The organism is Aquimarina macrocephali JAMB N27 (assembly GCF_000520995.1).
Lineage (GTDB): Bacteria > Bacteroidota > Bacteroidia > Flavobacteriales > Flavobacteriaceae > Aquimarina > Aquimarina macrocephali.
This window is the reverse complement of record NZ_JACA01000042.1, coordinates 1-13,424: the sequence shown is the minus strand read 5'-3', so window position 1 is coordinate 13,424 and position 13,424 is coordinate 1. Positions and strand designations below refer to the sequence as shown.

The window sequence follows — 13,424 nt, the reverse complement described above, 5'->3', positions numbered from 1 at the left end:
ATATATTGTTATGCACTTTTTTTAATATCATTCCAAGTAACTAACTTGATATTGTTCTTTTTAAGTTTCGACCTATTTTGCTCACTTGTAAAGAAGTCAAAATCGATTTGTCTCCATTCAGAACCAAAATTTGGATGGTTAACGGTTACCCCTTTCATTTCGTTATCATCAAATGCAGGATGAATTAAAATAAGGTTCAATCCACTTGTCAAATTTCCTAAAATTGAATTGTAATAATCGTTTAGTTTATTAGTCTCGAAATATTTAAGTTCTCCAACATAAGTCCTGTCAATTAGAAAATCTCCTTCTTTAATATTTAATTCAGGATTTAGTCCAACCATTTTCATCAATTGTTTATTTATTAAAACAGGAAGATCATATTTTTTCCCTAAGTCTCTATATATGTCAAAAAACTCAGGACTTGTACCAATGCTATACATATGCGAATCAATGTGTGTTGGTTTTAATCCAAATTTGATTGCTTTTTCGATTTGTGCTTGCAACTCATTTTTAACATCTTCGGCAGATGCGTTTTTTCTAAGTTGTTCTCTTTTTTTGTAGAAATGACCATTCTCGTCAACCAAACTTGGAACCTTAGAAACAGGTAAAACAGGCCCAAATCTATAATTTTCCCATTCACAGGTTAGTGTCAAGTGAATTCCATTATCAAATTGTGGGTTATTTTTTGCAAATACTCCCATTTCATAAAACCACGGACACGGAACCATTATGCTATATGAATTCACAAAACCTTTCTCTAGTGATTGAATTGTTGCTATATTTTCAGAATGCGAAAGTCCTGCATCGTCTGCATGGATTATCAATAATTTTGCATTTTCCTGAAACCCCAATTTTTGTGCTAAATTCATTCTTAATGGATGTTTTTACTCTTTTGTATTTTGATTGTTCATAACGTTAAATGTAAAAGCGTTTTAATGCTTTTTACATAGTGTTATTTACTATTTGTTTGATTAACTGCATAAAGACGTGTTTGGCTTCCTTTTCCTTTGAGTTCTATACTGCCAAGTTCAGAAAAAACAAAACCTAAATTATTCAAATCGTTTTTTAAACTCTCAGAAATCAAAAACTCTTGCTTAAGTTCATTGCATTGACCTTGAATCCTTGCAGCTGTGTTTATAGTGTCTCCATGATATGCAATTTCTTTTTTGTATTTACCTACCTCAGCCACAGTAACAATACCCGAATTCATTCCTGCTTTAAAATGTGGGATACAATTATAATTCTTTAGGTAATACTCCTTTCGTTTATTCAATCGCTGTTTAAAATTGAAATAGACTTTAAGACAGTTTTGCCCTCTTATTCCGTCCTGAAGCTTCCATGTCAATATTACTTCATCGCCAACATATTGGTAGATTTCGGCTTCGCTTTCGACAGAGATTCCTAAATCAATAAAGCAGTCTTGAATCATTTTGCTGTATTCAACGTGACCTAAATTTTCGGCATGCATTGTTGAGGACTGAAGGTCAAGAAACATAAAAATTCTCTTTTCTTCTCGGGGCGTATAGAATCTGCCGCGAAAAAGTTTCCATAAATTATCACTTCCCAAAAAGAGATTTACTTGCCTTAGACCAAACATGAAAATATCGACAGATACTATATATAAATAAATAGCAAAACTACCAGGTTCAAATGCAAACTGGAGAAGCCCAATATCTTCACCGAAGATAAAATATGCTAATAGTATAATAGATGCAACAAATAGAATAGCAAATAGAATACGAAGAATCAACAACTTTTGAAATGCTATCTGTTTATATCCGTGTTCTTCGGTCAATATTTGAGCAATACCTGAGATACTTCCAAAAATGGGTCCCATAAAAAAAGAAGCAAGGATCGCCCTCCAAACTTCCATTTGAATAGACCCCAACTCTTTTGTGCCTTCACCCCGAACAATACTTAAAAAAATGAACGCAATAGTCCATCCAATAATATATTGTTTCAGGATTTGTAATCTGCGTTTATTTCTGAACTTCATTTTATTGTAAATAACAGATTAGTATATGCTTTGTAGCGTATTTCACGTACTAAGATATAGTAAATTAAAAACAAATAAAATGATAACAAATATTTTCGTAAATCAGCAATTAGTAGCTATGAAGTATATACTATGTTGGCTAAAGTACGAAACACACCAACTGTAATTATCTCAATTATTTTTTCGACTCAGATTAAGCACAATAACTTCGTCTAAATCTCAAAAACTCATCAGGTATAGCCATAGTTCTGTTTCATTTTTATAACAAAGTATAGTTCCAAAAAGGCACATTTTATTGGGTACATCCAAGGTATACGTCATATTACTTAGTATCGCTACGCCAAACCAAAGTAAACACAAATTAAAGCAATGGTGTTAAAAAAACCATGTACAGCAATAACAAACCACAAATCGTATTTACGCAAGTAGAATATCAGAGCTATGAGTGCTCCGGTAATCCAAGTAACAAGCTGTCCTGTAATGCCTTGTTGCCAATGCATGAAGCCAAAAAAACCAGTAACTAGGACAATATTAAGCACTATACTGATTTTGCTTTCTCCAAAGAATTTTACAAATTGTCGCATAAAATAACCGCGAAAGATTATTTCTTCTCCAAATCCTGAAGTGGCCCACACTATTAATAAAGTAACTAATAAGGCAGGAAGATTTCCTTTTAATTCATCAAAACTTGAATAATCTATAGGAACTCCAGTTAGTTTTGTAATTACAGGAACCAATGCAAAAAAATAAAAAACAAAGAGCCCTAGTGCAACTAATGGAGCAAGTACGAAAATGTTTTTGGTTGTAAATTTTTCGCGTTGAAACCCAAGTTCTGAAAATGCTTTTCCTTTGTATTCTATGTAATTTGCTATGATGATTAGTATTGAAGCAATAATATTTGGAAGGAAACTTAAATTAATTGGTCCAAACCATAAAAAGCAGATGATTGCAAAGGTAATTGAAGGAATTAATATTTGTCGTAAGGTGATTTTATTCATTGTTTTTTGATTTTAAATTCTAAACGAAATAATGAACAAAATCTCTGAAATCCCCTTTAAACACTTATGTTTTTACTGAATGGTCGAAATTTATAACTGAATAGTCGGTAGTTTTTGGCATCTTTTATTGAAACCAATCCATAAATGCTTTTCGCTTGTAACGACTGATATTGATTTCAGCAATCGTATCCTTTTTAATGAAAGCTTTTAACCGAATACGTAACTTGCCATTTTCAATCTTTTCAATTAGGTCTACAGTATCTTTGTGAATGATAATTTGCCGATTGGCTCTAAAAAACAATTGATCGTTTATTTTTTCTTCGAGCTCATTTAATGTAAAATCGGTATTAATTGTTGTGCCGTCATTTTGAAGGGTATATACAATTTTGTTTTCGCTGTAAAAGCACGCAATATTTTCATAGGTAAGCTTCTTTATTTTCACGCCGCTATCAATAGTAATTTCAGCATCTCTTATAGATAACTTATATAAATTGTATATGTCTTGAGCATACAATAAACCTATGAGAATAAAACATAATAATAAAGTAATTAGTAAACCAATTAATAAATAATAGAACACTGTCTGTCCGCCTACAACTTTATCTATAATAATATTTATAGGAATATACATGATTGTAATATATCCTAGAGTAGAAACCATAAACCGTACGATATTGACAATTTCTATCTTTTTAGAAAAATGTTTTTTCTTGTAAAATTTAAAATTGATATCCGCTATGATTCCAACGAGAATAGATAAAACAATAGTCGACATAAAACCTTCTATGGGAAATCTATACGATTCACTATCCAGAAAATTATCACTCGCTGCTAAATGATTTGCTACTAAAGAAAAAATAAACGATCAATTGCTTTCTGAGACCAACGCCATGCAGAACTACTGATACATGTATGCCATACTGTTTTTACTGTATTCTTGGTTGGTTGTGTAGTACTCATGAATTAGAAACTCTTTTTTTATCAGATTCAAAAGTAAAGAATAATTTCTCTATAGAATTTTCGCCAAGAATATTGCTCGTCATTTATTAAATTCAATCAAATTTTGACGTGTAATCGTAAAAAAAGTGAGTCTGATTAGGTAAAGGTTGCTTTGAAGAATATCCCTCGAATATTTTTGCCAACGATATGCGTATGGTTTGTTGCGTTTGGTTTAGCGACTAATTTAATAAATAAAATTGCCGATAGTTCTTTTGCGAGTGATTTTCCGAAATGAAAACCCAAAGCAATAAACTATACACCTTGTTGGCAACAGTTGCTTTTAATTTTTCATCCATTTCATCAAGTCTTTCGTAATTTCACCAAATCGGTCAACGTTATCGACTATGAATAGTTGCGTGGTTTAGGACTTAACTTTGCAAGTACACGGCGAACTGAAAATATGCAAGGATTTTCTGAAATAGGCGAGAATAAAATTGATTATAACCGTTGTTGTAGGTAGTTTTAATTTCTTGGAAACTCGTGTATTCTAACAAAGCTTTTCGTAACTAGACTGTCTGAATTCAAAAGTTTAAGGGATATTTGTTCATTATTATAATCAACTTTCCAAAAACTTCTTTTAATTTTACTGTTATAAGGGATTAATTCAATTTCAGGTTTGTGTCCATGAACATTGTATACACCATTTATTTTTCCGTTTGATGAATTAATTAGGAATTTTTTGTCCCAACGTAAAAATAAATATTCATTATTTTCAACTGATTCATCAAAGAAAACACCATTTCCTTTTGAATTTTCTAATTTCCAAAGACCTAATAAATGATCTCCATAAGTTTTTGGGAGTTCATTTGTTTTCTCTAAAGTGACTACCACATTTTGTCCTTCTTCAATTCGTTTCCAAATCATTTTATTATTATCAAAAGAAACTTTAAACGGTTCATTTTGATCAATTAATCCATTGGTGTTTTTAATTAATAATTCTCTTGAATTTTTATTAAAATCCCAAGTTCCATTTGAATGTTGAAACCATCCGTTTCCAGTTTGTTGTGTAAAATCATTATTAAACTTAGTCCATCTAGCATTTGGAGTCATTTTCTTATCACCTACTTGAACATTTTTAACAACCCAAAGTCCTTCAATATTCTCTTTTTCACTACATCCATAAAACAATGTAGTAAGTAAAATTAACATAATTATTTTTTTATCCATAATTCATTTCATACATTACCTAAAACGGTTTGGGCTATGGTTTCGTTACAGAATCGTACGCGGGTATAATTCTGTCGTAATCTAAAGCTAATTAATTCAGCCGTAAAAAAATATACACGTTGTTGGCAATAGTTAATTTTTTATTTTATTCTATTTTTTTTAAGAGCCTTTCTAAAATCTCATCTTTTTCATCTAAAAGATGATCTTTAATAATAATATTGGGAACAACACCCTTGTTATTATCAATACCACTTACTCGATTAATTTTCCCTTTAGATATGTCCACACTTATACCTGTTTTAGGTAATTTATAATTAAAAATAGAAGCATAAAGGTTAGGATATTCTCCTGTTTCTTCTCCTACTATAGTGCCAAAACCGTGATCCTGAATTTGAGCAGTAGTAACTGTAGATTGTGAATACGATTGGCGATTGACTAATACATATACTTTGCCTTGATAACGTTTAGCTATAGGTTGTGGCTTATAAAAACCAAAATCGTAATCGTAAATTTCTCCATTTTTATGCTCCAAGATATATTTCCAATATCTTTGAGTAGTATCTTTGGTTTGTCTAGTATGTTCTTTTAGTAAAGTGCTAGTTTTAAGTTGAAACTTAGATGACCATAGAAAAGGTTTGTTAGCAATGTAAGAAACTAAATAATCTCCAAACTCATCATCACCTCCTGAGTGATTTCTTAAATCGATAATCAAGTTTTTTTTATTTTTTATTTCTATAAATGAAGAATCTATAAACTGTTTATACTTATCTAAATTTCCGCCAAAATCTCCAGGTCTTATATATGCTGTATTATTTGAGAGCATTTTTAATAGTTTATCATGCTTTATAATATCATCACGTTTCATTTCATATTCTTCTATAGCCTTTATAGATTTAAGCCTGTATGTTGATTGCTCCCCTTTTTGGATGACCTTTACTTTAAAAGTGATTTGCTCTCCAAAGACTAGCCAATAAAACCTAGGAAGAGTTAAATTTTCTAACTGTACATTTTTAAAATACAAACGTTCAGCCGAAATTTGAGGGTATATTTTCTTAAGAATTTTATTTATTGGTATATTATTAATGTTTGTTAATTCATCGCCAATCTTTATACCCAAGTTCTTTGACCAGTTTTTTCTAATCAAAACCTTACCATTTTCAATTGCTACTTCTAGGGGGAAAATAGTACCACCATTTTGAGCAAAGGAAATATAGGATTGGACAGGAAATGGAATCCTTGTGTGTCCATTATTAGCTTTTGATACAACTTTTTGAAATATTTTTACACCTTCTAAAATACTAAAGCTATCCTTTTTAACTTCATGTTTAACTTTGCTATAGTTTTCTTCAAATTCAGATTTGCTTGTGTATGCGTATAGGTTGATATGCGTGTTTTCTAGAGAGGTTTTTAAAAATTCTAGATCAGATAATACATCTGTTTTTGAAAATTGATTTTGAACTTTAAAATTAGTTTGGTTTGTGTTTTTACAACTAAGTATTAAAGAAATTAAAATTACGATATAATATTTATTCATGATGTTTTGAATTTGTGTGCAAAACTATACATCATTTTAGTGCTAATCGTCCAGATGCTTCTATTAGGACTTGTTTTTTAATTTTTTAATATACTGTGTAGGAGTTAGTTGTGTGATTTTTTTAAAAGCATTGTTAAAAGTAGATTTAGAATTAAATCCACTTTCAAAAGCTAAACCTAAAACAGAGAATTTTTGAAAATTGTAGGATTTAGCAAGTTGTTTAAATTCATTAACCCGGTAAGAGTTAACTAAATCATAGAAGTTTTGAGAATAATTTTGATTGATTTTTAAAGATACTAGTTTAGGCTTCATATTAAGCAACTCAGCAAGTATGTTAAGATTTAATTCTGGGTTAAGATAAGGTTTTTGAGCATCCATTAACTCATTAAGTCTTGATATGAAAACTTTGTCTTTCTCAACGAAATTTGCTTTAGTTTTTTTTGGAAATTGTTTTAAGAAAACAAAATCGCGTTCTTTTTGAAGATAACCTTTAAATCCTATCCAGCACGTTGCTATAGATAGAATTACAAAGTTCGGCAAAAAATAGTATTCTCTTAAACTACGGTCGAAGACAAATCGATCTATTTCCGTTATAACATTCCATAAAACAAAATAGGAAGCATAAATAATTATTGGAGTTTGGAGCCATCTAAGAGTAAGATTATCAATTTTTGAATAATATTCTTTAAGCTGTTTCTGGTGTTTTACTAAAATGGTTAATGAAATAAAACTATAAACAAGAATAGAAATTACTCCTAGCCATTGTTGGGTTAAATATACATATGAATAGGTTGGTAGTACATCTAAATACAAACCATCAGATCCAGTTCTGTAAAAAGTAGTTCTGTAAAAAATAAACTCCAAAACTAATGGAAAAAAATGCAGATAATGTATTCGCTTAAATTCAAAATTTGGATCACTAATACATTTTGTGTAAAAATAGAGCGAGGGGCCAATACCAAAGAGCATTTCTAATTGAATATAGCGAAATACATATAATAATCCCTGATCTTTTAATACATTTACTAAAACAATATTTACAACAATAAGTGCAAAAAAAAAGACTAGTAAAGCTAGAAAAATATTAGCGAGTCGTCTGGGGCGTTTAAAAGCAATTAACCCACTTAAAACCAATGCCTGCAGACCAAATACACACATAATAGTGAATAAAACGGGATTGGACGTAATCATTTTAAGTTAGTTTTAATTGTTGCCAACAATTGGATATACCGCATCATTGGGTAGTTTTATTTCAATTCTTTCTCCATTATGACAAATGGAATAATTTCCTTCAAGATTTCGATCATTTTGACAAGCAAAAAACAGTATTGATATTAAAATTATATTCCAGAGTTTAAGGTTCATTTAATAGTGGCTAACGATTCAAGTAAAAAATCGTTTTAATGTTTTTTACTTTTGTGTTATGAGGTGTTTGTTACTGATTCAATTATCTAACCTTAGATCTGATAATAAAGGCAGTTGAGTAATTCTCTCTACTCCCGTTTCAATTTTGTTTTCTTCTAGATTCAAATATTCTAACTTCACACAATTTTCTAAAGGAGAAATATCTTTGATACTATTCTTGTAAAGATTTAGCTTTCCTAGACTAGAAAGATTAGCAATGGGTAGAATGTCTTTCAGGTCATTTTCTTTGGCTTCTAGATCAGTTAGTTTTTTCAGTTGTTCTATCCCTGCTAAGCTCTGGATTTTACATTCATTGACATCTAATTTTACTAATTGTATTAATTTAGAAATAGGTGTAAGACTGGCAATGGGATTATTCGAAATACTTAGTTGCTTAAGACCTGTTATATTCTCAAGTGGGCTTAAGTCCGTTATCTCGTTGTAGTCTAAATTTAGATATTCTAAGCCAGTCATTTTGCTAATAAATGAGATGTCTGTTAACCCTTTGTTACTAATGGATAGAGTTTCTATTGAGATTATTTTCTCAATAACGGTGTTAGATGTGTTATTCAAGTCAGAATTGAATATCCCATTCATCATCAATAATAAATTTTTAATTTCATCTGGCACTGTTTTCCACCATTCTTGATTATCAGAAAGCGTATTTTTAGCGGTGTTATCGCTGTTAAACCATGATAAAATTTCTTTAACAACCTCACTATTTGGCGTATTTGTGTTGGATAGCTTTTGTAGTGTTTGAATAACTTTTTCTTTTTTACCGATGTTTTCATCTCCTTCAACAATTTTTAATACTTGCTTGTAAGTGCTTTTTGCTTTTTCCTGATCTCCAATGTGGATGTAAGCTATTCCTAAGTAATGTTTTTTGTTAAACAAATGATCAGTATCTTTTTGAGGGTATTGTTCACCAAGTTTTATGAGTGCATTAAAATCTCTTTTTTTGGTAGCATAAAGTTCCATAAGGTTTAGAAAGCTGTCTCCATTTGATTTCAGTTTTAGTCCTTTTGTGTACCAATCAATTGCTTTTTGACAATCTTCAAGTTCACTGTAGGAAACCCCAATCATATTGCAGGATTTTTCTAATAAATCATTGCTTTCTTCTTCGGTTTGTAGGGTATCTGTTAATCTATTTTCTAGAGTATCAATTATTTTTTGCGCATACGTTTCACTAGAGGTAAATAATTCCAACTTCGCAAATGAATCCAGAACAGAATGATAAACATCCTGAAAGGTATCTTCTACCAGTTCAACATTTTCTGAAATTTCTCTTTCAAAAGTGTTCAAAAACTTCGCCCCCTCATTTTTAAGTTGGTCTGCCCATAAATCCAACACCAATTTTTTGTCCTCCTCTTTTTCTATGAGCGCATTGACTATATTTTGTCTTATACTTTTCTCTGGGAGGTGATAATCAAATGTAGAGAGGTAACTCTCCAAAGAGATAACATCAATGACCTTTATATTTGAGAGATGTTTTTGTAGGTCTTTATCCTTTTCCAACTTCAGAAAGGTAATCCCAAGAATCACACGAATTAGAAACCATTCAAGGTTACGGCAGTCATCCTCATCAAAAGGCCATTCTTCTCTTTCAAACTCTATCCTATACCCTTCATCATCTTCAAAAGGAATGTTTTCTAGTTCGCGATAAACACCTTCCAAGGTCCAGTCATATTTGTTTGCTTCTGGATCATCCTGATATTCCCAAAAGTCATCAGTTGGGTCAGTGCTCAATCCTAATCCATAACCTTGATCAGTCCAGTTTAGTTGAATGTAGCAATAGGGCTTAGGTGAATAGTTAAGAATACCCGATTTGTATACTTTATAAACTCTTTTTTTTAGTTTTTCAAACCATTTTTCTTCCTTTTCCTCTGATACTTCTTTGTATCCTTTTTTCGTTTTAGCTTTCACTAATTTTTCGGCATCATGTATGGCTTCAGCATTATCGGTAAAGGTTTTTGTTTTTGATTGACCACTGGTCCCAATTTTTCCAAATGTTACGGTGTGCGCATTGGTAATTACCTCAATGACCCAAAACTTGGATGATTTGTCATCTATATATATTAACTGTTTTTTCATAACTATGCTTTTATGCTGAATCTGGTTTTAGCAAAATACATAAGCTTTATTATCCAAATGCCCCTATTTTCCGTGAAAGTTGTTTTTAATACCTCACAACGTTGTTGCATACAAACCCGCAACGACCTTTGATTAAGCACTAAACCGCAATTATTTTTATACGGTGTTGCCAACAGTACTTATTTCCACTTTTCTATTAATTCTATCACACCTTTTTTAATTCCGCTATAAAATTCTCCGTTTTTAAATTCAGGTATTATTTTTTCTTCAATTACTTTTTTACAAATTTCGTCAGTCAAAATTAATTCAGTTCCAGTTCCAGTCGCAATTCCGATTTGCCTGCAAGGGTTACACACAACTATTGTCAATCCGTTATTTTTTTCGGCTGTTCCAACTCCCCAAGTTTGTCCTAAATCCGTTGCAAATTTTTGGATGTCGTTATATGGTTTTATGCTGTCAACTGTAACCACCACAATTTGTCTTGTCGTTTCAATATCGTAATCATAAAGAATTTTCGATAATTCAGTCCGTTGTGATTCCGTAAAAATTTGTCCGTAATCATTTATAATTCCAATTGGTTTTGGAATAGAACTTTTTTCCGTGTCCGAAAAATTAATTTCAGTTGTCGGTTTTTTAGTTTCCGTTTCTTGAGTAATTCCTTTGCAGGAAAGAAAATTTAAAGTCAAGAAAAGGATTAATATTTTAGTTCCGATTTTCATTTTTCGTATTGTTGGCAACGTTATAAGTATGTATCGTAGCAGAGCAAAATGTTACCTTGCTATCGACTTATTTGCGCTGATTTTATAACTTTTTCTCAATAAAATCTTTGCGCCACTGCAAATATACAAGAACCTTTGGGTTATCACTTAACTGCTGTGACATCATACTTGATGTTGTGTAGTGTTTTCATTTTGTCCAGTTTTCTAATGTTTTAGTTTTTTGATCATAAAATAACTCAATTCTATATTGATCTTTATAGGGTTTTCCATTCCACTTTACAATATCAAATTGTAATTCAGTTAATTTTTTTCTGATTAGACGAGTACATTTTCTGTGACTAAAGGAATACCAAAAGTTTTGCCATTTTGTGTCCAGATACGGAACAAATTTTACTTTGTCTACAATTCCATTCTTTCCAATAGTTACGTAATATTCGTCATCACATTCACAGTCCGAAAGTACAGTCCAATCCAGTTTGTTTATAGATTCGAATATTTTTTTAGTTACAATGTCTTTTTTTAATCTTGAAATTCCGTTTTCTAAATCAACATAATTTTGAATTAGCTCCCAATTTATCAATTTACCTTTTTTAAAAGTGAGTTTTTCTTCTTTTCTGTACGTTCTGCTAAAAATTCCATCCCATTTAAGCATTTCGTCTTTTGGAATTGTCAAATAAGAGGAAAACCAATTAGCAAATACTTTTCCGTCTTTGTATTTTTTTGGAAAGGTTTTTTTCATTATTTCTTGCGCATTGTCCACATTCTTAATATCAATAAGAAATAATTTATCATCATTTAACTCCCAAACCCCTCTGTATCTTCTCCATAAGTTTAGTGAAACTCCAATTTCGTTATTTATGGTTGATATATTATCAATAAATTGTTTTTGAACTGATTTTTTTAGTTCATTAATGGGTAAATGATAGATGTAAATCGTGTCTTTTCCAATTAGTAGTAGGTCAGGCAATTGTGGACTTGCAGCGAAAATAAGATTTGAAAAAAGTAATAGAGTAAAGAATGATTTCATTTGTTTGGTTTTAGTTCTCCGAAATATAAATCCGTTCTCTTGAAAAGAAAACCAATAATGAGTGAACTATACTTTTTGGTGAGTTAAACCTATTTTCCAATGCTACACAACGCCAAATATATGAATCGGAGCAAGGCAAACACACCTGAACCAATCGATTTATCTGCGCATTTTTATTTCTTATTCAATTTATAAAAATTTAGCGCCTTTGCAAAAAGGAAATGACCTTTAGATTGGCACCAAACTTTGCTCTGATTTTATATATAATGTTACCAAACGGTTTTTTTTACGTTTAGTTTGTCAAACGTCAGTTTAAGAAATTCCACTTTTCAGGAAGGTGTTTTTTCCACCCCTTGTCAAAAGTGTTCCAGTATAATAAGTCATTGTCATTCCAGAAAACATATATGATTTCACCTATTTTAAAGGGTTTACTTAAACTGTCAGCATACCGTAACTTTCTGATCGTATAATCTTCGTTTTCCAGATTGATTTTCACATAAGGGTAATTAAGTTGAGTATAGTCATTTCTCATCGGTCCCTTTTCTCTTCTATATTCAACAACCTCTGCCTCAATTTTTAAAGAATTAGATCTTAGTTTGATAAATTGAATTTTAGTATAGGTCAGATAACCTAAAATTCCAATAATAATCAATACAACACTCCAAATTCTCATTTATTTTTTACTGTTTTGTAACGTTTAATATATGTGTCGTAGCAGGGCAAATTGTTACCTTGCTTTTCGATTTTTCTGCGCATTGGTTGCTAACTTTTACTTTTTGCAAGTATTGCGCCTAATCAAAAATACAACAACCATTCGATAGATCACTTAGCTGCTATGATCACATATATGGTGTTACAACATGTTTTCTATTGTCTGTTTAACTTTTCGATTATTAGAATACATTATGACAGCTCCACATTTTCCGTTTACACCATACAATTCCGTGGCTGAATTTCCATTTAATACTTTAATCTCCTCAATGTTTTGTGGTTCCACTAATTCTAAAATTTCATTGACTTTAGTGTATTCCGTTGGATCTAGTTGATATGATTGTTTTTTAAACTTAAGGGCAAACACTATTTTACATTCGCAACATCCTTTTTTCATTGCTCTCATCAATGATTTTGTTTTTTCGATATCTACTCGGCATCCAATTATATTAAATGCATTTTTGCGAATGTAGATTGAGTCAGAAAATATTTTCTGCTTAATTCTCGTAATTTTTTCAGATTTATTAGTCAACTGCTTAAATTTCATAAACCATTCAGCGTTCTGTTTTTCAGTCAGAACAGGTCTTGATTTCGTTTTTTGTGAAAACGTAAAGCCATTAATTAATAGGATTATTAAAATGCTTAGTATTTGTTTCATACTCCTTTCACGCACAATTATAATGCCAGTTGGATACTGATTAAAAAAGATTAGTGAATTTAGGTAAGGAAATATTTTTTGAATATGTTGTAACGTTAAGTGTATGTTTTGTTTGGCGAT

The 13,424-nt window shown here is 30.8% G+C and carries 13 protein-coding genes; all 13 read right to left on the bottom strand.

Annotated elements, in window-relative coordinates:
- Positions 1-8: 8 nt before the first annotated feature.
- Complete coding sequence (locus tag Z054_RS0120605; RefSeq protein ID WP_024771925.1) at positions 9-869, bottom strand: polysaccharide deacetylase family protein; 861 nt, start codon at positions 867-869, stop codon at positions 9-11.
- Between the two features lie 83 nt (positions 870-952).
- A complete protein-coding gene (locus Z054_RS28980; protein ID WP_024771924.1) occupies positions 953-1,996 on the bottom strand; it encodes an adenylate/guanylate cyclase domain-containing protein in 1,044 nt (347 codons plus the stop codon).
- A gap of 335 nt (positions 1,997-2,331) precedes the next feature.
- Entirely contained in the window at positions 2,332-2,994 is a 663-nt protein-coding gene (locus Z054_RS0120595; protein ID WP_024771923.1) for a CPBP family intramembrane glutamic endopeptidase, read from the bottom strand.
- A gap of 124 nt (positions 2,995-3,118) precedes the next feature.
- The gene (locus Z054_RS32500; protein ID WP_241461435.1) at positions 3,119-3,655 is read right to left on the bottom strand and encodes a LytR/AlgR family response regulator transcription factor; all 537 of its coding nucleotides are present in this window, start codon (positions 3,653-3,655) and stop codon (positions 3,119-3,121) included.
- Positions 3,656-4,455: 800 nt separating this feature from the next.
- Positions 4,456-5,142, bottom strand: a complete 687-nt coding sequence (locus Z054_RS0120585; RefSeq protein WP_152538631.1) for a hypothetical protein — start codon at positions 5,140-5,142, stop codon at positions 4,456-4,458.
- 163 nt (positions 5,143-5,305) lie between these two features.
- Complete coding sequence (locus Z054_RS28970) at positions 5,306-6,694, bottom strand: S41 family peptidase (protein ID WP_035092945.1); 1,389 nt, start codon at positions 6,692-6,694, stop codon at positions 5,306-5,308.
- A gap of 63 nt (positions 6,695-6,757) precedes the next feature.
- Positions 6,758-7,885, bottom strand: a complete 1,128-nt coding sequence (locus Z054_RS0120575) for a helix-turn-helix domain-containing protein (protein WP_084050498.1) — start codon at positions 7,883-7,885, stop codon at positions 6,758-6,760.
- Positions 7,886-7,897: 12 nt separating this feature from the next.
- Complete coding sequence (locus Z054_RS31845; RefSeq protein ID WP_161635320.1) at positions 7,898-8,059, bottom strand: hypothetical protein; 162 nt, start codon at positions 8,057-8,059, stop codon at positions 7,898-7,900.
- 78 nt (positions 8,060-8,137) lie between these two features.
- Entirely contained in the window at positions 8,138-10,189 is a 2,052-nt protein-coding gene (locus Z054_RS0120565; RefSeq protein ID WP_024771920.1) for a leucine-rich repeat domain-containing protein, read from the bottom strand.
- A gap of 179 nt (positions 10,190-10,368) precedes the next feature.
- Positions 10,369-10,908 (bottom strand): TPM domain-containing protein, encoded by a 540-nt coding sequence (locus Z054_RS0120560; RefSeq protein ID WP_024771919.1) that lies wholly within the window; start codon positions 10,906-10,908, stop codon positions 10,369-10,371.
- Between the two features lie 187 nt (positions 10,909-11,095).
- Positions 11,096-11,935, bottom strand: a complete 840-nt coding sequence (locus tag Z054_RS0120555) for a hypothetical protein (protein WP_024771918.1) — start codon at positions 11,933-11,935, stop codon at positions 11,096-11,098.
- 307 nt (positions 11,936-12,242) lie between these two features.
- Positions 12,243-12,608 (bottom strand): hypothetical protein, encoded by a 366-nt coding sequence (locus Z054_RS0120550; protein WP_024771917.1) that lies wholly within the window; start codon positions 12,606-12,608, stop codon positions 12,243-12,245.
- A gap of 180 nt (positions 12,609-12,788) precedes the next feature.
- A partial coding sequence (locus Z054_RS31840) for a hypothetical protein (RefSeq protein ID WP_035092944.1) occupies positions 12,789-13,424 on the bottom strand: 636 nt, incomplete at its 5' end.